Below are 21,785 nucleotides of genomic sequence, written 5' to 3'. Positions count from 1 at the left end.
CTCACTATATTTTGTTTTTATAAATGACTTTGCTAACATCGTGTCTTACTGTTTTGTGACCTTCTTTCATTCCTTTCCCCATGGCAATAAGCATAACATCTAAATACCTATCGGAAATGTTTAAGGCTGACTTTAATTGTTCGGAATCATACCCGGACATTGTAATGGTTTCTATACCTGCCTCGTTCGCCAATAAAACTAACGACATTGACGCCAGGCTTGCGTCTCTTATTAATTCAACCTTTAAATCTTCTTTTGATTTATTTAGATAATAATTGATTGCCGCGTTTGTTAGATAATCTCTTACAGATGCGTCAAAATAACCTTTTTGAAATTCATCCTCATGTATCATTATGATATTTTCTTTTTCAAATGCTTGATAATCACCTAGTATAACAATCAGTACTGAGGCTTCAATTACCTGTTGTTGATTAAAAGCGATGGGCAGTAACAAATTCTTTAAATATGGTTCATCTATAACCAGGTATCGTGTTGCTTGAATATTGTTTCCGTTAGGAGATTTACTGGCTCCTTCAATAAGTGTCGCCAACGTTTCTGGACTAATTTTATAATGGGGATCATACTGCCTTACGGAACGTCTTTTTTCTATAGTCTCTCTTACACTCATCGTGTTCACTCCCAATGTGATATTTGCTTTATAATCAGAGTATAATGGACCCATGATGTAGAAGAAATAACGCACAATAAAGTGGCATAGCCACCTTTATGTGCCTATTCAGGAGGAATGAGGAATGAAGAGTCTAAATACGGGAATAAATATTTTCATGAATACTGTAGGAGGAAAGTGGAAATGCTTAATCCTCTTTTTTCTGAGTCAAAAACCAATGAGGACAAAAGAGTTTTATATTCTAATACCGACCATAACCCAGAAAGTCTTAACCGACCAATTAAAGCAGCTGGAAAGAGATGGGCTTGTCCGAAGAGAAGTATATAAAGTAGTACCACCAAAAGTAGAATATAGTTTAACTGAGTTAGGTCAATCATTTGTACCTGTATTAAATACAATGTGTGAATGGGGCACTACATATGCAGTCGAACAAAACCTCGAAAGGCAAGATCAAATCTGTCGTCATCATAAATAAGTAAGATCGCATCAACTAGGAGTATGGATTTTTTTGATAAGTTCAGTAAGGCAAGCAGAATTTAATATTATTAGAGGAAATGTCTTGAAGATGACTTTTGGCATTCTCTCTAAAGATTGTATTAAACTAACAGATGCTTTACTTTAAAGTTGCTTTGCCCCGCCCCGCTCTTTTTTAAATGTAATGCTTAGTTGCATAAGATTTTTTTTGCTTTATAATTAGTACCAGGTGTTAATATCAAGTTATAAAATGATGCAATTCATACACACGAGGTGGCTATTCTATGTTCAAATCCAAAGCACGTATTACTGCGATAGGTTCGTATGTTCCTGAAAAAAGGTTAACAAATAAAGACTTAGAAAAAATGGTTGAAACCAATGATGAATGGATTGTTAAACGTACCGGTATTAAAGAACGAAGAATTGCACATGAAGAGGAGTTTACTAGTGATATCGGTTATAAAGCTGTAAAGGATTTAATGGAACGGTATGATAAATCTGTCGAAGATGTTGATATGATCATTGTTTGTACCTTTACTCCTGATTTCAACACTCCAAGTGTAGCATCTTTAGTCCAAGCAAAGCTAGGCATTAAGAATACTGGAGCTATTGATTTAAACGCTGCCTGTGCAGGATTTACTTATGGGCTGCATGTAGCTAATGGATTAGTAACATCGGGATTAAATAAGAAAATCCTAGTTATTGGAGCGGATACTTTATCAAAACTTATGGACTATGAAGATCGAGCCACTTGTATTTTATTTGGAGATGGCGGAGGAGCAGTTCTTGTAGAATATGATGAAAAACAGCCAAGTTTTCTTTCTTCACATTTATATTCGGAGGGTGAAGGCGGAAAACATTTATATAGTACAAACCTATCGACACGCATAAATGGGGAAGACTTAAATGATAGCGGCAACCTTGTACAAAATGGACGTGAGGTTTATAAATGGGCTGTCACGACCGTTCCAAAAGGAATGCAAACTGTGATGAAAAATGCTGAATATCAATTGAATGATGTTGATTGGTTCGTACCGCATAGTGCAAATTTAAGAATGATCGAGTCAATATGTGAAAGAAGCGGCTTTCCAATCGCCCGAACTTTATATAGCTTAGTGGGGTATGGAAATACTTCTTCAGCAACAATTCCCTTATCTTTGGAAATAGGGATAAAAGAAGGGAAGCTCCGTGGTGGTGAGAAGGTTTTATTATATGGTTTCGGCGGTGGATTAGCTCAAGCTGGATTGCTTATCGATTGGACCCTATAAAGCTATTTTCCATAACTAATAACAGAGTTTGTTCCAGAAGAAGGCCTCTCATCGGGGGCCTTCTTAAAGTATGATTCTTTGCAGAATTATATATTCAAGGTAAGGTAAAAACTATCTTTAAAACGATGCAGGAACATGACCTTCATTTGAACTGCAAATAATGAGGAAAATAAATCTATAAAGAACAGTTTCCGTTATGTTTTTTACTCACGGAATTATCCTGAAGAATTGGGAATTGCAAAAGCCACAAAAAATGCTTTGTGAAATTAGGAAGCGATCTTACAAGGCTTTTCCCTGCCACTTTCGTGTTAACTGGCTGCTATTTTTTAAAATTTTTTCTTTCTGCAGCAATTCCATAAAATTAAACGATACCCTTGATATATCAAGGTTTTCCTCGGTGTCACTCATAGGTTGCATAGTATTGCGCTTATTACTATCTTTACTTTGCACGATTCATCTCACAATACTAGGAGTAGGAAAGGCGATGAACTCATTATGATTTTTAGCGAACGATTAAAAAAAGAACGGGAAAAAAGAAATTGGTCACAAAATGATCTTGCAGAGAAGATTCATGTGAGTCGCCAATCTGTGTCCAAATGGGAAACGGGAAAAAACTATCCAAGTATTGAGGTACTCATTAATCTGAGTGATTTATTTCAGATTACGGTAGATGAATTATTAAGGAGTGACGAGGAATTGAAAGAAAAAATAATACGGGAAAGTAAGCAGTTAGCATTTCCAAATTGGAAAATGTTTTTTGATATCTTGTTACTAATAGGAGCATTTTTGTTAGTGTCTAAATTAATTATTTTTGGTCTTAACAAATTTGCTGGCACGGATATTACCATTTTAAAGAGCATGCCAGTTTTAGCTAGTTTTTTACCATTTGCTTTGATGGTTATTGGCGGTATCGGTTCGGATTATTTGAAGGATAAATATGTAGATTAAAAATACTTTCTTCTAAAAATGCATAGTGATTCACAAGGGAATGAAAACCTTTTGGAAAACTGATCATAAAAGAACAGAACCTTTGAATTTCAGGTTCTGTTCTATTTTTTATTTGAACTTTTGCACTTCTTCATTTCCCTCGAATTTGTTATCTTTCAATATGCCAATTTCTTCAATATGATTTCGTGCCGTTTCATCCCCTAATTTATAAATGAGGGCATAAAGCCTTTTCATGGCTGCATCGTATTTATCATTTGCCCGGTCATGATGATAGAGAAGGTAGGGCACATGTGATCGGGCATATGTCTCCAGGTCATCTTTTCGGTGTTCCTCCAAGCATTGTTTCAATTCTGCAAGTTCCTCATCAGTTGCGTGCACCGTGAAACTCGGATTCTCTTCAAGTTTTTGTCCGAGTACGTCACCGCTGACCAAATCGACATGGTAGGTATGTTTTTCCTGTATCATTCTGCACATCACCCTTTCCGGCATTTATCTATTCTGTACCACTATTTGTAAAAAGTTAATCATGAAAGTAAACATTTCCTTAATGAAAAAGATAGGAAATAAAGGTATCGGACTCCTTATCAAATGGTTTAAGATGGATTTACAGAATAATATGGTAAATGGAGTGGTGATATAGTGAAGAGGTCAATCATGGTTGTTTTTTTTGTGTTGATTGCTTCAGGCTGCGTAACAAGGAATTATGATTCCAATATGGATTTAGGGAAAAGTCAGTTGAATGAGGAAAATTATTTAGAAGCCCACGAGGCATTTGAATTAGCTTATAAAGAAGCAAAAACACCTAAATCAAGGGAGTTAATGGATCTTTCAGGTTTGCTGGCGAGTGGAATGAAGAAATACGACGAACAGGATTTTGAATCGGCCAAAAAAGATTTTGAAGAAGCAACCGCATATAAAGCAAAATACCGGGAAGGTAAACAAATGGTTTCAAAGGCGGCGGAAATGCACCCGGTATCAGACTCCGCCACGATAGAAGCAGTAGTGGGAAATGATGAAGTGAAATCCACGGAGGAAACAACCGAGGAAGGATCCAAAGCAGAAGATGAGGCGGCAACGGATACAAAAGGCAAAGAAGGAAGCAAGGATTCGGATCGTTCATTAAGTAAATCTCAGGCGGAGAAGCTTGTGAGGGATTACGTGGATATGGAAAACTTTTCGCAATTGCAAATCGAATATGATCATGATGCCGAAAAGGGAGATTATATTTTTCATGTTTTCGAGGTAGATGAACCTAGTCAGAAAAGCGGACACAAAACCACTTGGGGCTGGTATGGTGTGAATAAGGAGACCAAAGAAGTTTATGAAGTCATGTAAGGATAACTGAATGGTCGAATGGGAGGCCCCTGTTGTGGCCTTTTTATTTTGTTGTGCGGCAACATACAGGATTCGATAAAATTTTATGATTTTTGTTAAAGGATAGCCGAATTCTTTATTTTCTTAAGGATTTTTTAATAATTCCTGTTTATGATTGAGGCAAGTAAAGGACAATCATAGGAGGGATAAAGATGGAGAATTATAATGGTGAGGAGCAAGTCAAGGCAGAACGGAAAAAGGGTAAGTCTCTCTGGATAACTAGCCTTGTTTCCGGAACGGTTGCTTCTATGGTTACATCATCTGTATTTCTATTTGGCGGAGACTTTATAGATCAAGGGAAAAGTTCAGTGAATGAGTCAACCGAAACGGCAGGTGTACAGCAAACGGACAGTGTTGAAAAGGATAAAAATGTCACGGCGGAAAAGTTATCGACAAGTACGGATTCAAATGATAGGGCAGAGATGGTCGAATCAGCATCCAAATCGATTGTAGGGGTCGTGAATTTACAGGAGATGCAAAGCCAGAACCCGTACCAGCGGCAAAGCACGGAGAGCGAAACGGTTGAGAGCGGAACTGGCTCAGGGGTCATTTATAAAAAAGCTGATGGGAAAGCCTATATCATCACGAACAATCATGTTATTGAAGGAGCTAAGGAAGTCGAAATTTCATTGTATGACGGACAAAAGGCAACGGCAGCTGTTGTCGGGGCCGATGCTTTGACGGATTTAGCGGTTTTGACAATTGATGCCTCGAAAGCACCAGAGGGAATTAAATTCGGGAATTCTGATAGCATGCGTCCAGGTGAAGAAGTATTGGCAATTGGCAACCCACTTGGACTTGATTTTTCAAGATCGGTTACACAAGGAATCGTCAGTGCCAACGGACGCACCATTTCAGTCGATACCTCGGACGGGGAGTGGGCACTTGATGTCCTTCAAACCGATGCAGCGATCAACCCTGGCAATAGCGGCGGTGCTTTGATCAACACCGCTGGGGAAGTGATCGGCATAAACAGTCTGAAGATTTCTGAAAACGGTGTGGAAGGCTTAGGGTTTGCCATACCAAGTAATGATGTGATTCCGATTGTTACGGAACTGATTGAAAATGGAAAAATCACACGTCCATATTTAGGAGTCAGCTTGGCCAGTATGGAAGAACTGCCGCAATATTACATTCAAAATGTTCCTGAAGCCGTAAAGTCCGGTGTAATGGTGACGAGTATAGAAGCGGGATCGGCTGCGGCGAATGGAGGGCTAAAGCAACAGGATATCATTGTTGAGATTGATGGAACGAAAATAAATACTTCCGCAGCATTAAGGAAATACTTATATACAGATAAGAAAATCGGCGATAAAGTAAAAATTAAAGTATACCGAGGTACTGAAGAGAAAACGGTAACGATAACCTTGCAAAAACCATAGAAAGAGGTAAGGCCCCTGATCATTCATCAGGGGCCTTTTATTTAGAAGTTTTTAATAGTAAACACAAGGTTAATATCGGAAAAATAGATAGTGTATTTGCACTGTTTTTCAGATTCTTCATATAGTCTTTTATACCTAAAAACTAATAGTAGCGTGTTCTATTTGTCAAGGTTTCCATTGTGGATATGTTAAAATATAGAAAAGATTTGACAAATTTGTGAAATGTCATAAAATAGAAAGAAAGGGGATGAAATTATGGAAGCTAATCAGAAGATGTTAGATGCAGTGAAATGGGTATCGGGCACAGGTTGTGTAATCGGAATTATTATTTTTGCTTTAAGTTTCATTGTAAGCGATTACAATAAAGATTATATATTTACCTCCGTTGGAATCGCCATCACACTAAGCGCAGCTGCAATTTTTCTAGTTGGTATATTTTTTGTCCTGACAGAAGAAATGGTAATGAAAACACATAAAGGTGAAAGAATTGTACCGGAAACGACTAAAATCATAAAAATGAAGTCAAAGGCTAACACTCAAACAAAAAGAAGTACAGAATTCAGTAACTAAAACGAGGAATATAGCATAATGAGCATTCTATCATCAGATTTACTAACATGGATGAACGCCTGTCTAAAGAATTTGAGTCAAAGTGATCCGAATGATTGAATGCGCTTTCATTACGTGGAGTACTTGGATTAATTATCAGTTGGCTACTTTTTAATTCAATACAATATACTGCACTCGTTATGTATCAAAAATATGACCAACCCTTTCATTTAATGGAATACACACGATGTGCTCGGATATCCAAACCGAACTGCCCGAACGCAGGAAGTTCTAACTTTAAACTTTGAACTATATCCACGAGAAAAGGACATTTTTTAAAAGTCCTTTTTTTGTGGTTTTTTTTTGCACTTTTACTTGAAGTTTCATTCAATGAGGAAGTGTGGGTTACAAAGGCGGAGTTTATTGAACAACCAAATGTCCTTTTCTGTAATTCAGTCCTGTCCTGCTGACCGATAAACATCACTAGTTGCAACAAGTTTGACCGACCCCTGAATTATTTCACTTATGACTACTGGTAAACGGCTCGTTAGGAATACTGAAAGGGCAATAAGTATTGCGAGGAGAAAGAGCCCAATTTACCCACTCGTTGTTTCCTTATATACATATAATATTGACCAGTGTTGGATCAATAGAGTTTGGAAGCATGGATTCAACATCATATCCAATGCGGCTACCATTTACCAACTTCCCTGGCCGAGTGTAAAAAATCCGTTTTAAATCATGTTTTCCAACGATAAATACCTACTTGACAGGATAGGTAATATCATTCATATTCTTGAGGGAGGTTGAGGCAATAAACACGGAGAATATAAAGTGAAATTTTCATTTCATTATATTAGAGTAATAATAAATGGATAGTGGACCGGTAATATATGCAATCCTGTAATGATAAGTGAATTCCATAGGTACGTTATTAAACAATTATTATATTTCATTTGCTGAAGATTTTCGAACATTTCCGTTCATTTACCATCTTCTTACTGCTCTTTATTGAACTTTATGTGACAGATGTCACTTTGTATTGTCTTTTTTTAGACTTGGGATTAATATTGGTATGTCGGGGTTTGTGAACATGGTAACACTTTGTCCGAATAATTACCAATTGGAATTTTATTATGTAAGAAAGGGGTAGTACTATGAAAATAAAATGGGCTCTATTAACTATACTTTTTACTATTGCCACTGTGCTAACCGGTTGCGATAACCCATTAATGGTCTTGGACCCTAAAGGGCCAGTAGCTGCAACACAAGCAGATGTTATTATGATTTCGATATGGACAATGGCCTTTGTCGTCCTTGTCGTTATGGTACTGTATATCTTCATGATAATGAAATATCGTGCTTCCAAACAACGTGATGATTATGAACCGCCTCATATTGAAGGAAGTAAGGTTCTTGAAATAATTTGGGTTGCGATCCCAATTATAATCGTCGCTTTCCTATCCGTTGTTACTGTTAAAACAACAAATGAAGTTGAGGCAACACCTAAAGGATACGGAGATCAAGAACCTTTAGTTATTTACGCTTCATCTTCCAACTGGAAGTGGCATTTTAGTTATCCGGAAGAAGATATCGAAACGGTCAACTATCTGTTTATACCGACTAACCGACCAATCGAATTTAAACTTTACTCATTCGGTCCAATCTCAAGTTTCTGGATTCCGCAACTTGGAGGACAAAAATACGCGATGTCGGACATGGTTAATACGTTGCACTTAGCAGCTGATGTACCAGGTGAGTATATGGGTCGAAATTCAAACTTCAGTGGTTCAGGTTTTGCTCAGCAAACGTTCAACGTTAATGCATTGTCAGCAAAAGATTACGATAAGTGGGTAGATGAAATTAAAGCTACTGCTAAACCGATTACTGAGGAAAAATTCAATGAATTATTAAAACCTGGTCATGTGGGACAATCCACATACACTGGAACTCACTTAGAGTTTTCACCAGCTCCTGAAGGGGAAAATGCTGGTCATGACCACGGATCTTCTGATACTGAAGAACATGATTCCAAGGATTCACACGAGGAACATTCAGAACACAGCAACATGAATCACTAAGAATTAATTTCGTTCGATAAAACAACTAGGTTTACAAGATAAGGAATATTTTCCTGAAAGGAGTCACAAAAGTATGGATTACTTTGATCGATTTGCCGTACCTCATCCAAGTCCTGCGATTTATGCATCCATGGTTGCCATTGGTTTAACCATGATTGCGGTTGTTGCCGGAATTACCTATTTTAAAAAATGGGGTTACTTATGGCGTGAGTGGTTAACAACTGTTGACCATAAACGTATTGGTATCATGTACATCTTGGCAGCACTGCTTATGCTTTTCCGCGGTGGCGTCGATGCTCTTATGATGCGTGCTCAAACGGCTATTCCAGATAACGGTCTTTTGGATGGACAGCATTATAATGAGGTATTTACAACACACGGGGTCGTCATGATCCTGTTCATGGCTATGCCATTTATCATTGGGTTAATGAACATTGTTACACCATTACAAATTGGAGCGCGTGACGTAGCATTCCCACGTCTGAACGCAGTAAGCTTCTGGTTATTCTTCATGGGGGCAATGCTATTTAACATCTCTTTCGTAGTGGGTGGTTCTCCTGATGCAGGTTGGACATCTTACTTCCCGCTGGCAAGTAACGATTTCAGTGAATCAGTCGGTTCGAACTATTACGCGATTTCACTTCAAATCGCAGGTATTGGTACATTAATGACTGGTATCAACTTTATCGTAACCATCTTGAAAATGAGAGCACCTGGCCTGAACTTAATGAAAATGCCAATGTTCACATGGTCTATCTTGATTACAAACTTCATTATCGTTTTCGCTTTCCCTGTATTGACAGTGGCACTTGCGTTGATGACAATGGATCGTCTATTCGGAACTCAATTCTTTACGATGGCCAATGGCGGTAGCGATATGCTTTGGGCAAACTTGTTCTGGGTTTGGGGACATCCTGAAGTTTATATAGTTATTCTTCCAGCTTTCGGTATTTACAGTGAAATCATTTCGACATTTGCACGTCGTAACCTGTACGGGTATAATTCGATGGTTATCTCCATGGTAGCTATTTCTACACTATCTTTCATTGTATGGGCTCACCATTTCTATACAATGGGCCACGGTGCAATGGTTAATGGAATCTTCTCGATTACCACGATGGCAATTGCCGTCCCGACTGGTGTTAAGATCTTCAACTGGTTGTTCACACTTTGGAAAGGTAAAATCGTGTTTACCGTTCCAATGCTATACTCTTTAGCTTTCATTCCGATTTTCACGCTCGGTGGGGTAACAGGGGTTATGCTTGCCATGGCAAGTGCTGACTACCAATACCATAATACAATGTTCTTAGTAGCTCACTTCCATTACGTTTTAATCCCTGGTACTGTATTTGCCGTACTTGCCGGTTTCACGTACTGGTGGCCAAAAATGTTCGGTTTCATGTTGAGCGAAAAAATTGGAAAATGGTCGTTCTGGTTCATTATAGTCGGCTTTAATGTAACATTCTTCCCGATGTTCATCACTGGTTTAGATGGGCAGGCACGTCGTATGTATACGTACTCTGAATCAACAGGATATGGTCCATTGAATATGCTCTCTTTCGTTGGAGCGATTGGTTTAGCCATAGGTTTTGCACTTATTGTGTACAATATCTATTGGAGTACTCGTTATGCATCAAGAAATATCTCAAACGATCCATGGGATGCACGTTCTCTAGAGTGGGCTACACATACACCAATCCCTGAATATAACTTTGCAATTGTGCCAACAGTTGCTTCTACAGAAGCATTCTGGGATGCAAAGAAAAAAGGCTTTAAATTATTTGGCGGTAAAGTAGAAAAGATTCATATGCCAAATAACAGTGGCGTGCCGTTTATCATGAGCTGTATCTTCTTCGTTTGGGGCTTTGCATTGGTATTCAGCATGTGGATCATTGCAATCATTGCAACGATCGGTATCTTTGCTTGTATGATTCACCGTTCATTCGAAAAAGATCACGGACGTTATATCTCTGTTGAAGAGATCGAAGAAACTGAAAATAAATTGCGAGGTGCTAAGTAATGAAAATAGATAACTCGCTGCCACTTGAATATAGCACGGAAGAAAATCGCTTAAAGATTTTTGGATTCTGGATTTTCCTGGGAGCAGAAATAGCTCTTTTCGCTACACTGTTCGCCACTTATTTTGTCTTAGTTGGTGGTACTGGAAATGGTCCAACAGGGGAACATCTTTTTAAAGTCCCAACACTAATGTTTCAAACAATCTTTCTTTTAACTAGTAGTTTTACCATAGGTCTTGGAATCAATGCGATGAGACTTGGCAGGCAGAAAGCGACGATTGGTTTCTTCATTATCACCCTTATTCTTGGTTTAGGCTTTTTAGGAGTCGAAATTTATGAATTCGTGGAGTATGTACATGAAGGAGCAACGATTCAAACAAGTGCTTTCTTATCTAGTTTGTTCACACTACTAGGTACGCATGGAGCTCACGTTACACTTGGTTTATTCTGGGGAACCTTCATCACCATGCAGATTAAAAAACGCGGTATGACTCCACAGACAACAAACAAGGCTTTCATCTTTTCACTTTACTGGCATTTCTTGGACGTTGTCTGGATTTTCATCTTCAGTTTCGTCTACCTGAAAGGAATGATGTAATATGAAAGAATTATTCCCACGGGGCCAAGTTATGGGATTTGCTTTTTCGCTAGTTCTGACTTTGGTCGCATTATCAGTTATTATGTTTGATCTCTCACTTAAAATGGCTATGATCATCCTACTTGTTACAGCTTTCATGCAAGCAGCACTTCAATTTGTTATGTTCATGCATGCAGGAGAGTCTGAAGATAAAGCATCGATTTACACAAACGTTTATTACGGATTGTTCGTTGCATTGGTTACAATTTTCGGTACAATGCTAACAATGATTTGGGGATACCAATAATCGATTCTGGAAAAGCTGGGCGTCTTGATGACGTCCAGTTTTTTTTGTATGTTAATTCTTATACCGGCCTATCCATTTCATTCATGGAAGTTTGGTTAACAAGGATGTGGCTATCCATTTGTTTAGTATAACCATTTCACAACATTATATTTATAAATGGGGATTTTCACTTTTGAAGCATTCCCGTGTGTTTAAGTGCAATGTGTTACTGGGGTAAAACGTTAATAGAACGGACACATCAAGTAAGAAAACGATCAGCCACTTTTGATATAATAAGTTATATATGAATTAATTAATAAATGTAGCGGAGATGATGAATTGACATTGCCGGTTTTGATTGTGACAATCATCTTAAGTTTGTTAAAAATATTGGTTTCCTGTCTTCCAACAGATGCAGTTAATTGGATTATCAGTAAATTTAAAATACATTCAGAAATTAGTGGCGGGAATGCGATCGTAACCTTTGACGGAAAACGTTTGGAAGGTGAAGAAAAAATTCAAGTTATTAATTATTTTAATAGCACTAGATTTTTGAAGGGAAATCATATATTCCCGGGGAATGAGGAATTGTTTTTACATCCAGATAATAGTGGGACTCCATTGGTCATTGATACTAAAAGAGGCAAAAAGGATGTTAGGTTATTTCTATATATTTACAGCGACCGCGTGGATGTAGTTAAACGGTACAAGAAGAAGCTCATTTCTTATAGTCTATTTTCCGATAGCCTCCAAGAACGTTCCATGCCATTAATAAGAAATTTAGTTTAATAGAACATTAAAAAGACGGTCCTTAAAAGACCGTCTTTGAGTTTGTAAACAAAAGGGTTAAAACATAGTTGATTGGAGCGGGTGTGCGAGACTCCTGCGGGAAAAGCGAGTCCAAGGGAGACACCGCGGGCGCAAAGGCACCGGGGAGGTTCCCGGACCGCCCGCGGAAAGCGAGTGCCTGGAGTGGAAATTAACGGTTAAATTGTCTACAGCTGAGACGGGCCTTAAAAATACCTTCTTTTTTATAAGGCTTTTAATATAATTCCATTTCAAGGATATTTTTTCATTATAAAAGTTCTGGTACACAAACTGGCATCTTGATTTTAGTGCCTTTTGAAAAAAACAATTAAAAGTGTTATTAAGTAGGAGGGGATTGCAAGAGGGTCGTTAATCGTGCATATGAAAAGTATTTGGGATAGTATTTAAGGGAATAAAAAAGCAGGTATCTATTGCGATGCCTGCTTTTTTATGCTTTCCATTGTTTTTCAACTTGATGAAGGGCTTGTTGTAAAATTACTTCATGATCAGTACCCGGTTTAGCAAGGACGTTAGTTTGATAAGATTTTCCTTGGAAATCAACTGTTACTGTAACTTTTACCATTATGCATCTTTCCTTTCCTAATTCAGAATTAAATGAGGTGGTTGTACCTATTTCTTTTATACCCGGAGCAGAAGGATAATCAAACATTTCAAAAGCTAAAATCGTGTGAATTAATATTCAAAATTATCTGATATTTTAAGTGAAGTGTCAACACTTTTTTTTGACATGCCCCATTTTCAGGTTTTTTAAAAAACGACCTGGCTTGTATACATGAAAGCCAGGTTGTTTTTTTAAAACGAACTATATTCATATTTTAGTTAAAATAATACCGATTAATGCTGCAAGGACACCAGCAATTTGATAGTTTTTTAGTTTTTCCTTGAATATATAACATCCAGCGAATACGACAACCAAACAGTTCAGGCTGACGACAGGGAAAATGATGCTTGCGATGCCAGTGTTCAACGCAAAGAAATAACATCCATAGCCTATCATGCTTAAAAAGCCTACTAAGGAACCGATTTTGACTTCCTTTAGCTTGATTTTTTCTTTTTTAAAGGCTAGAGCCGAAAGAAGATAAAGCATTCCGCCTCCATACATTGATACAAGGATATCAAGGGAGTTTAATTGAAGACGAGTTGATGTCGTCATAAGAATGCCGAGCACACCAAAAGATAAGATGGAGAGTAATGTGTGCATCATCCATGGGACATATTGATGATTACCTTTTGCATTAGGTGTATATTGGATGACTAATGTAGCGATAAACATGCAGGCGATTCCACTCCACTGCAAGGAAGAAATATGTTCGTGAAAAATTAAAGCTGCACAGAGAATGGGGAATATGGCATTCGCTGCGATTAATGGAGATGTCAAGCTTGCCGGACCTTTTTCAAAGGCGCTTGCCATCTGGATGTTACCATTGGCGTTCAGTACACCAATTGCTGCACCAAGCATGATGGACAGCCAGTTCAGCTGCAAACCATCCATTGATACTCCATAAACAATGGACAAAATAAAAGCTGAAAAATAAAAGAAAAATTGGATATGTATCTTGGAATACCCTTTTCCGCTGCTCCATTTAAAAATGCTATTATTGATTCCGAAACATAAACTCGTGATGAGTGCTGCAAAAATCCACATTGACTTAATCTCTTCCTTCATGTAGGATAAACTTCTTCTACATTTTAAGCTGAATGCCCTTAGGAATCAAACCAAATTTAAAATGTATGATTGACAGATTAGATATTTTTTTCTATATTTACTATGACAATTTTAAAATATTTCCCGATAAACGGGAGAGGTTCATAGCATCACCCTCTTAAAAAAACTATGGCTTTGATATTTTTTGCGAATCAACCATATCTTTGAGGAGATATGGTTTTTGTTATATAGAGGCCCATTTTATGAATCTCCCTGAAATGTGGGATTAGGAGGACTTTTCATGTCTGGAAGAAAAGAAGAAGAATTAAAAAAAGATATCACACTGCTTGGGAATCAAGGAACAAAATATACATTCGACTATGCTCCTGAAATCCTTGAGTCATTCGATAACAAGCATCCGAACCGGGACTATTTCGTCAAATTCAATTGCCCGGAATTCACTAGTTTATGTCCAATCACGGGCCAGCCGGACTTTGCTACCATTTACATCAGCTATATTCCAAGTGTGAAAATGGTGGAAAGTAAGTCTTTGAAACTCTACTTATTCAGCTTCCGCAATCATGGTGATTTCCATGAAGACTGCATGAACATCATCATGAATGATTTAATCGAATTGATGGACCCTAAATATATTGAAGTCTGGGGCAAGTTTACACCTAGGGGCGGAATTTCCATCGACCCTTACACGAATTACGGGAAACCAGGTACGAAGTATGAGGAAATGGCGAATTACCGCTTGATGAATCATGACTTATACCCGGAAACCGTGGATAATCGCTAAAGAATAGGAGGGACAATGGGCATATGCCCGTTGTCTTTTTTTAGTTTATAGCTAATTTCGATCAGTGGTCCTGTTATTCTGTCCTTTTTAAAAGTACAAATGTCCTTCTATAATGGAATTTCCACTTGATTGTTTCGAGAAAAAGCGTAATAATAGGGAGAGTTAATTTTGACAGAATATTTACGAAAATAGGGGATGTCGAGATGAAAGTTGCAAAGTTTGGTGGAAGTTCACTTGCGTCAGGTGATCAGTTGAGGAAGGTATTCGAAATTGTTGTTTCTGATCCAGAGAGGAAGATTGTGGTCGTTTCCGCTCCAGGAAAACGCAATTCCGATGATATAAAGGTGACGGATTTATTGATTGAAGCTGCGGAACAGCAGCTGCGCGGGGATAACGGAGAGCATTTGATAGAAGATGTTGTATCCCGCTATGCGAGCATTGCGGAAGAGTTGGATATATCCGAGAGTGTCATCACAGGGATTCATGAAAATTTAATGGCGCTGCTGCATGCAGATCAAACTAACCCAAAGCGCTATCTGGATGCCTTGAAGGCAGGTGGCGAGGATAATAATGCGAAGCTGGTCGCAGGTTATTTCCAAAGCCTTGGAGTGGAGGCACAGTATATCAATCCGAAGAAGGCAGGCTTGATCGTAACGGATGAAGGTGGATTTACCAGGGTGCTGCCAGAGTCTTATGATAGGTTATATGCTCTGCGTGATGAGCCGGGAATCGTTGTATTCCCAGGATTCTTCGGATATACGTTAGATGGTGATGTGTTAACCTTCTCAAGAAGCGGTTCCGATATTACGGGTTCGATTCTTGCTAATGGGGTCAAAGCTGATTTGTATGAGAACTTTACGGACGTGGATGCCGTTTATGCGGTGAATCCAAATGTGGTTTCCAATCCGAAGGGAATCCGGGAACTAACCTATCGTGAGATGCGTGAGCTTTCTTATGCAGGTTTCTCGGTATTTCATGATGAGGCGCTGATTCCTGCATTCCGGGCGGGAATACCTGTCCATATCCAGAATACGAACAATCCGGCGGCACAAGGGACCCGCATTGTGAATACACGGGATAATACGAACGGGCCTGTTATTGGGATTGCAAGTGATAAAGGATTTTGCAGTATTTACATTAGCAAATATTTGATGAACCGGGAAGTTGGTTTTGGCCGGAAACTGCTGCACATCCTCGAGGATTATGGAGTTTCATATGAGCATATTCCATCAGGCATCGATGATGTGACGCTTATTCTAAGGCAGGACCAGATGAAAGGGGATGCCGAAAAGAAAATCATTTCCCGAATCAAGAAAGAGCTTCATGCCGATGAAGTGAATGTGGAACATGATCTTGCCTTGATCATGGTTGTAGGGGAAGGAATGCGCCATAATGTCGGTACAACGGCAAGAGCGTCAAAAGCCTTGGCTGAAGCAAAGGTGAATATTGAGATGATCAATCAAGGCTCTTCGGAGGTAAGCATGATGTTCGGTGTGAAAGGGCACAACGAAGAGACGGCAATTCAGGCATTATATCACGAGTTCTTTTGAGTATGAGCGTTTAGGGACCTCCTTTTAGAAGGGGGTTTTTTGTGATTGATCTTTTAATCACTATACATACGCTGGATTTTTTTCATCTGGTTCTTTATGGTAGTGGCAATGACCGTGGGGATAATCATTCCAAGCTAACAGACGCGCTGCAGGGTTCAGAGCGTCTGTTTTCAGGTGGCTAAAGCAATTGGAGGAGAACGGAGTTGACGCTCTAGAAACGGATAAAAAGGGACGTCCAACCCCATACATATCTTACACCAAATTATAAATGAAATAGATGTCAATGGCACATCAAGTTTACGAGCTAAATGATTCACTGGCACCAATTGATTTAAGTAATTACTTCAAGTTGATCTTGCTGAATAGAATCATGTTTAAAAAGCATCCTTATCACCTGGTTAAATACTTCTATATAATATAAAAAAATGTAGGAATAAGTTATATCTATATGTGATTGGAGTGTAAGGCACTAGACTCCTTCAGGAAAAGCGCGTGCCTGGAGCGGAAATCAACATTCAAATTGTGTAAAAGCCATAAAAAAACTGTAGAAAACCCGGTTTTCATCGAGTTTGTCTACAGTCTGAGCCTCCAACTGGAAGATTGGAGGCCTTCCTTTTATGTTAGTCCATGACGGTCAGGAGTTGATCGATCGCGTTCCTTGGGCGAGGGGCAGGAATCATATCGGGATAGCCAACATGAAGGCTGCCGACGATCTTCTCGCCTGGTTTCACGCCAAAAGCTCCACGAAACTCCATGCTGTGTATCATGCCGTATGTTTCCCATATCATCCCGATTCCCTGTTCCCAGGCAAGCAGGCTGAAGTTCTGGATCAAGGCACTTGTAGCCGCATAATCTTCTTCACGTGTCATGGGATTCGGATTCTCTTCCATGATCACTGCGACAAACATCGGTACACCCATGAGTTTATTATATCCTCGCTGTCCGGCTGCTTTTTTCTTTTCAGGGTCCTTTTCCTTGCCTTCCATGAATGCACGTGTTGCTTCTGCTAGTTTTAAACGGCTATCACCATGCACCACGACGAAGCGCCATGGCTGGGTCATTTTATGGTTCGGTGCCCATGTCGAAGTTTCCAATAATGATTGGATGGTATCAATAGGAACAGGAATGTCCTTAAATCGTTTGATGCTGCGCCGTTCTTTAATGATATCTTCTAGTTTCATGATCATCCTGCTCCTTTAATCATATATGTAAGTTTAATAGTTGAAAAAAAAAATAATCCCCGGCTGCCTAATATGCTTCCAATGTGAATAAATTACTTGAATAAAGAGGGGGCAATATTCTAGTGACTTGCATTCGCTAATGAGCATATAATTTTACTAGGCACAGAGAAGCCGGGGCGACATTGTATCTATGTACAATATCAAAAGGGTACGATAAGAGAATATCGTAATTGCTTATCAAATTTCAGAGATCGATAATGAAATTGAAAATCATTATCAATTAGAATTTTCGCTTATTTCCTGTTATTTGTCAAGGGTATTTATAAAAAAAAATTCAAGATATTTACCAATGCTTTAAAACAGTTAAAACCTTTTAAAAAATCTGTATAAAAATGTATAATGAGAGGATGAAAAAAATGCTATTTACATACGGAGAATCGAAGGTGTCATAGATGAAAAAATTGTCCTCATTTCTTAAGCCATACTGGCTTTTGATCATTCTTGCTTTATCCTTAATGATTGTCGAGCTCGGGGTAGAGCTATTACAACCTCTATTTATAGCAAAAATCATTGATGATGGCATTTTGCAGAAAGATTTATCGGTGGTGATTAAATGGGGAAGTGTCATGGTTGGACTTTCCGTTTTTTCATTTCTTGGCGGGATCGTTAATTCATTTACGGCATCACATGTAAGTCAAAGCTTTGGACATGATGTCAGGACAAGCCTTTTTGGTAAAATACAGGCGTTTTCTTTTGCGAACTTGAATAATATCCCGACTTCCTCGTTGATCACAAGGATGACGAATGATGTGACCCAACTTCAAAATACGGTTTTTATGGGCTTGCGTATCATGGCAAGGGCGCCGTTGATCGTAATCGGCGGAGCCATCATGGCTATTGCGGTCGATTTGAAATTATCCCTAGTATTGGTCATTTCAATTCCGGTTCTTGTTTTCTTCTTGGGATGGGTTATGAAACGGGCGGCTAAGCTGTTTAAGCTCGTCCAGAAAAAACTCGATAATGTCAATGGAGTCATGAGGGAAAACCTGATAGGCATGCGCTTGATCAAAGCTTTTCTTCGTAAGGAGCATGAAATCGGGCGATTTGACGATGCGAATGAAGAGTTGAAAAGAAAGACTGTGTCTTCCCTTCGTTTAATTGAAACGACGATGCCTGTGCTGATGCTTGTCATGAATGTGGCGATTCTGATCATTCTCTGGCTTGGAAGTGAATTTATAACGACTGGAGATATACAGGTAGGGGAAGTTGTGGCGATTGTCAACTATGCCACGAGGATTGCGGCATCCCTTTCCGTTTTTTCATGGCTGATCATGGTCATTTCCCGTGCAAAGGCTTCAGCGGAACGTGTGACGGAAATATTTGAAACTTCGATAGATATTGATGAAGGTAAAGCGGAAAGCAAGAGTGGGGCCGTCAATGGGGGAGGCATTAAGTTTCTGGATGTATCTTTCCGCTATCCTGGAACCGAAACCCCGATATTGAAAAACCTGACCTTCTCCATCGATCCGGGAGAATCGCTTGCCATCATAGGAGCGACAGGATCAGGGAAGACATCACTGTTTCAGCTGATTCCGAGATTATATGAAGTTGAAAGCGGCTCCATTCAAATTGATGGCCAAGATCTGAAAGATATTCCCTTGAATTCGCTGCGGAACAGGATCGGCTATGTACCGCAAGAGGCCCTGCTTTTTTCGGGGACCATAAAAAATAATGTCGCTTGGGGAAAAGAGGGTGCCTCGATGGAGGAAATCATGGCTGCGGCCATGCATGCTCAGGTCCATGAGACCGTAATGAAACTTCCGAAGCAATATGAAACCCAGTTAGGGCAAAAAGGAGTGAATCTGTCTGGAGGGCAAAAACAGCGCTTATCGATTGCAAGAGCATTGGTGCGCAAACCGAGGATTCTCCTTCTGGATGATAGTACAAGTGCGCTGGATTTGAAGACGGAAAGTAAATTGCTTGCCGCTTTAAAGGACTATACATGCACAACGCTCATCATTACACAAAAAATCAGTACAGCCATGGAGGCTGACAAAATCTTGTTGCTGGAACGCGGTCAAGTCCTTGCGTTGGGGAAACATCAGGATTTGATGCAAACAAGCGATCTTTATCGAAAAATCGTTCGCTCACAGTTTGGGGAGGAGGGGATTTCGCTTGAGTCGAAGAATATCTCCCGATAAGGCAAAGTCTAAACCGGTCAACTCCTGGAATACGGTAAAAAGGATCATTCCCTACTTGGCAACGAATAAAAGCCTGCTATTATGTGTCCTTTTCATGGTACTGATAAGCTCGGTTTTGGGATTGCTTGGCCCCTTTCTTGTTGGGATGGCCATTGATGATTATATTGTCACAAGAGATAGCGGGGGGCTTATCAGCCTTCTTTTAGGGCTTCTCGGAGTCTACATATTTTATTCCCTATCCATGTGGCTTCAGAATTATTGGATGATCGGAATTGCACAGGATACGGTTTATGCGATGCGCAATCAACTATTCAAAAAGCTTCACCAGTTGTCCATTCCCTTTTTTGATCGGCGTCAGCACGGGGAGTTGATGAGCAGGGTCACGAATGATATTGAAAATGTCAGTTCCACTTTGAATAGTTCCGTCATCCAGATCTTTTCAAGTGTGCTGACACTTGTCGGGACGATCGGAGTCATGCTGTATTTGAGCCCTTTATTAACTATTCTAACCTTATTCATCGTTCCTCTCATGTTCTTCGGTCTGAGGTGGATAACGAACAGGACGGGAAAGCTGTTTAAAGCACAGCAGAAGAACCTTGGAGAACTGAATGGGTTTATAGAAGAAACGATTTCCGGACAACGGATCGTAAAGGCTTTTTCACAGGAAGATAAAGTGATCCGTGATTTTATCATCCGGAGTGAAAATTTAAAGAAAGCCGGATTCCTATCACAATCATACTCAGGGCTGATTCCAAAACTGATGAATTTACTGAACAACTTAAGTTTCACGGTAATAGCCGCTGTCGGAGGGTTTTTGGCGCTGAATGGCATAGGTACGGTTTCCATCGGGGTCATTGTCATTTTCACCGAGTACTCAAGGCAATTCACCCGTCCGCTCAATGACCTGGCTAACCAATTCAATACACTCCTCTCAGCTGTTGCCGGTGCTGAACGGGTTTTCGCCATACTTGATGAAAAAGAAGAAGAAGTGGATGAGAAACAGGCTTCTGAACTTCGTGAAGTCCGCGGTGAGGTGGACTTTGAGGGTGTTTCCTTTTCGTATAATGATGAAGAGCAAACGATATATGATGTTAGTTTCCATGCAAAAAAAGGGGAGACCATCGCGCTTGTAGGTCCCACGGGGGCAGGTAAGACCACGATCATTAATCTTCTTGCCCGTTTTTACGAGCCGAACAGCGGCCGGATATTGATTGACGGCCAGGATATCCAACAGGTGACGAGGTCCAGCCTCCGTAAGCATATGGGCTTCGTTTTACAGGATTCCTTCTTGTTTCAAGGTACGATTCGTGAAAATATCCGCTACGGCCGGCTGGAGGCAGAAGATGAAGAAGTGGTGAATGCAGCCAAGCTTGCCAATGCCCATTCCTTTATCATGAAACTGCCAGATCGATACGATACCATCTTGAATCAAGATGGCAGTGGAATAAGTCAGGGGCAGCGCCAGCTATTATCGATTGCCAGGGCTATTTTAGCGGATCCCGTATTATTGATTTTGGATGAAGCGACAAGTAGCATAGATACGATAACCGAGCTTAAAATTCAGGAAGCATTACACCGCTTGATGGAGGGAAGGACAAGTTTTGTCATTGCCCACAGATTGAATACAATTCAGCAAAGTGATCAAATCCTCGTACTTGATGAAGGAAGGATCATTGAAAAAGGATCACATGATGAATTGTTGCGGCAGAGGGGTTTTTATTACGATCTAAACCGCAGCTCATTAAGGGAAAATCAGATAGGATAAAGAAAAAATGTGTGCCATCCGGCGCACATTTTTTGTGTTGGTCCCATAATGAGCATCATAAACTTGGGGATCGCATCCCGTTCATTTAAATGATGAATCCTATAAAAATGCGTTCACACAATACGATTTTTATAAGCATTGAAATTATCGATTCCACCAAAGTGGGAAAAGAGGGAATTATCGACAAAATAATGGAAAATACTTTACAAATTGACTAAATTGCTATTG

The 21,785-nt window shown here is 39.5% G+C and carries 21 protein-coding genes and 1 riboswitch; of the genes, 16 read left to right on the top strand and 5 right to left on the bottom strand.

Features of this window, described 5'->3' with window-relative positions; genetic code table 11:
- Positions 1 to 4: 4 nt before the first annotated feature.
- Entirely contained in the window at positions 5 to 628 is a 624-nt protein-coding gene (locus AC1DVB_RS06905) for a nitroreductase family protein (protein ID WP_057278558.1), read from the bottom strand.
- Between the two features lie 124 nt (positions 629 to 752).
- Here AC1DVB_RS06905 and AC1DVB_RS06900 point away from each other — a divergent pair, with 124 nt between their 5' ends.
- The 3 genes from AC1DVB_RS06900 (at position 753) to AC1DVB_RS06890 (ending at position 3,318) form a co-directional block, all read left to right on the top strand.
- Positions 753 to 1,103 carry a winged helix-turn-helix transcriptional regulator gene (locus AC1DVB_RS06900; RefSeq protein WP_057278559.1) on the top strand — a complete coding sequence of 117 codons (351 nt, stop codon included), beginning with the start codon at positions 753 to 755 and terminating at the stop codon, positions 1,101 to 1,103.
- A 283-nt stretch (positions 1,104 to 1,386) separates the two neighbouring features.
- Positions 1,387 to 2,370, top strand: coding sequence for a ketoacyl-ACP synthase III (locus AC1DVB_RS06895; RefSeq protein WP_454862341.1), 984 nt, complete (start codon positions 1,387 to 1,389; stop codon positions 2,368 to 2,370).
- A gap of 495 nt (positions 2,371 to 2,865) precedes the next feature.
- Positions 2,866 to 3,318, top strand: coding sequence for a helix-turn-helix domain-containing protein (locus AC1DVB_RS06890; RefSeq protein WP_095678679.1), 453 nt, complete (start codon positions 2,866 to 2,868; stop codon positions 3,316 to 3,318).
- Between the two features lie 108 nt (positions 3,319 to 3,426).
- Here the strand turns inward: AC1DVB_RS06890 and AC1DVB_RS06885 are convergent, their stop codons facing one another.
- Positions 3,427 to 3,783 carry a hydrolase gene (locus AC1DVB_RS06885; RefSeq protein WP_454862342.1) on the bottom strand — a complete coding sequence of 119 codons (357 nt, stop codon included), beginning with the start codon at positions 3,781 to 3,783 and terminating at the stop codon, positions 3,427 to 3,429.
- Between the two features lie 189 nt (positions 3,784 to 3,972).
- Here AC1DVB_RS06885 and AC1DVB_RS06880 point away from each other — a divergent pair, with 189 nt between their 5' ends.
- The 8 genes from AC1DVB_RS06880 to AC1DVB_RS06845 all read left to right on the top strand — a co-directional run bounded on the left by AC1DVB_RS06880 (position 3,973) and on the right by AC1DVB_RS06845 (position 12,374).
- On the top strand, positions 3,973 to 4,653 hold the full coding sequence (locus AC1DVB_RS06880; RefSeq protein WP_098865671.1) for a hypothetical protein: 681 nt from the start codon (positions 3,973 to 3,975) through the stop codon (positions 4,651 to 4,653).
- A 191-nt stretch (positions 4,654 to 4,844) separates the two neighbouring features.
- Positions 4,845 to 6,074: a S1C family serine protease gene (locus AC1DVB_RS06875; protein ID WP_454862343.1), complete on the top strand. Its 1,230-nt coding sequence runs from the start codon at positions 4,845 to 4,847 to the stop codon at positions 6,072 to 6,074.
- 255 nt (positions 6,075 to 6,329) lie between these two features.
- On the top strand, positions 6,330 to 6,644 hold the full coding sequence (locus tag AC1DVB_RS06870) for a hypothetical protein (RefSeq protein WP_057278575.1): 315 nt from the start codon (positions 6,330 to 6,332) through the stop codon (positions 6,642 to 6,644).
- 1,136 nt (positions 6,645 to 7,780) lie between these two features.
- Positions 7,781 to 8,704, top strand: a complete 924-nt coding sequence (qoxA, locus tag AC1DVB_RS06865) for a cytochrome aa3 quinol oxidase subunit II (protein ID WP_034305893.1) — start codon at positions 7,781 to 7,783, stop codon at positions 8,702 to 8,704.
- Positions 8,705 to 8,777: 73 nt separating this feature from the next.
- On the top strand, positions 8,778 to 10,724 hold the full coding sequence (gene qoxB, locus AC1DVB_RS06860) for a cytochrome aa3 quinol oxidase subunit I (protein ID WP_057278577.1): 1,947 nt from the start codon (positions 8,778 to 8,780) through the stop codon (positions 10,722 to 10,724).
- Positions 10,724 to 11,320: a cytochrome aa3 quinol oxidase subunit III gene (gene qoxC, locus AC1DVB_RS06855; RefSeq protein WP_057278578.1), complete on the top strand. Its 597-nt coding sequence runs from the start codon at positions 10,724 to 10,726 to the stop codon at positions 11,318 to 11,320. Before qoxB ends, qoxC begins: the two co-directional genes overlap by 1 nt.
- Before the next feature lies 1 nt (position 11,321).
- The gene (gene qoxD, locus AC1DVB_RS06850; protein ID WP_057278579.1) at positions 11,322 to 11,606 is read left to right on the top strand and encodes a cytochrome aa3 quinol oxidase subunit IV; all 285 of its coding nucleotides are present in this window, start codon (positions 11,322 to 11,324) and stop codon (positions 11,604 to 11,606) included.
- A 318-nt stretch (positions 11,607 to 11,924) separates the two neighbouring features.
- A complete protein-coding gene (locus tag AC1DVB_RS06845; protein ID WP_057278580.1) occupies positions 11,925 to 12,374 on the top strand; it encodes a YfmQ family protein in 450 nt (149 codons plus the stop codon).
- Positions 12,375 to 12,840: 466 nt separating this feature from the next.
- Here the strand turns inward: AC1DVB_RS06845 and AC1DVB_RS06840 are convergent, their stop codons facing one another.
- Both AC1DVB_RS06840 and AC1DVB_RS06835 read right to left on the bottom strand, forming a co-directional pair.
- Positions 12,841 to 12,975, bottom strand: a complete 135-nt coding sequence (locus AC1DVB_RS06840) for a BA3454 family stress response protein (RefSeq protein ID WP_034305885.1) — start codon at positions 12,973 to 12,975, stop codon at positions 12,841 to 12,843.
- 246 nt (positions 12,976 to 13,221) lie between these two features.
- Positions 13,222 to 14,079: an EamA family transporter gene (locus AC1DVB_RS06835; protein WP_235568401.1), complete on the bottom strand. Its 858-nt coding sequence runs from the start codon at positions 14,077 to 14,079 to the stop codon at positions 13,222 to 13,224.
- 130 nt (positions 14,080 to 14,209) lie between these two features.
- Positions 14,210 to 14,255, top strand: a riboswitch (PreQ1 riboswitch).
- Between the two features lie 104 nt (positions 14,256 to 14,359).
- Here AC1DVB_RS06835 and queF point away from each other — a divergent pair.
- From queF to AC1DVB_RS06820, 3 genes are all read left to right on the top strand, one after another.
- The gene (gene queF / locus AC1DVB_RS06830; RefSeq protein ID WP_034305880.1) at positions 14,360 to 14,860 is read left to right on the top strand and encodes a preQ(1) synthase; all 501 of its coding nucleotides are present in this window, start codon (positions 14,360 to 14,362) and stop codon (positions 14,858 to 14,860) included.
- 203 nt (positions 14,861 to 15,063) lie between these two features.
- The gene (locus AC1DVB_RS06825; RefSeq protein ID WP_096338882.1) at positions 15,064 to 16,410 is read left to right on the top strand and encodes an aspartate kinase; all 1,347 of its coding nucleotides are present in this window, start codon (positions 15,064 to 15,066) and stop codon (positions 16,408 to 16,410) included.
- 41 nt (positions 16,411 to 16,451) lie between these two features.
- A complete protein-coding gene (locus tag AC1DVB_RS06820) occupies positions 16,452 to 16,592 on the top strand; it encodes a hypothetical protein (protein ID WP_170956436.1) in 141 nt (46 codons plus the stop codon).
- Positions 16,593 to 17,030: 438 nt separating this feature from the next.
- Here the strand turns inward: AC1DVB_RS06820 and AC1DVB_RS06815 are convergent, their stop codons facing one another.
- Positions 17,031 to 17,591 (bottom strand): nitroreductase family protein, encoded by a 561-nt coding sequence (locus AC1DVB_RS06815; RefSeq protein WP_377332814.1) that lies wholly within the window; start codon positions 17,589 to 17,591, stop codon positions 17,031 to 17,033.
- Between the two features lie 452 nt (positions 17,592 to 18,043).
- Between AC1DVB_RS06815 and AC1DVB_RS06810 the strand changes: the two genes are divergently transcribed.
- Both AC1DVB_RS06810 and AC1DVB_RS06805 read left to right on the top strand, forming a co-directional pair.
- Complete coding sequence (locus AC1DVB_RS06810; RefSeq protein ID WP_057278584.1) at positions 18,044 to 19,792, top strand: ABC transporter ATP-binding protein; 1,749 nt, start codon at positions 18,044 to 18,046, stop codon at positions 19,790 to 19,792.
- Positions 19,767 to 21,557, top strand: a complete 1,791-nt coding sequence (locus AC1DVB_RS06805) for an ABC transporter ATP-binding protein (protein WP_223255899.1) — start codon at positions 19,767 to 19,769, stop codon at positions 21,555 to 21,557. The genes AC1DVB_RS06810 and AC1DVB_RS06805 overlap by 26 nt, the downstream gene beginning before the upstream one ends.
- The last annotated feature ends 228 nt before the right edge of the window (positions 21,558 to 21,785 follow it).

Source organism: Peribacillus sp. P4_D6, assembly GCF_056401795.1.
The sequence above is the reverse complement of the archived record's forward strand: the minus strand, read 5'-3'. Positions and strand labels throughout refer to the sequence as shown.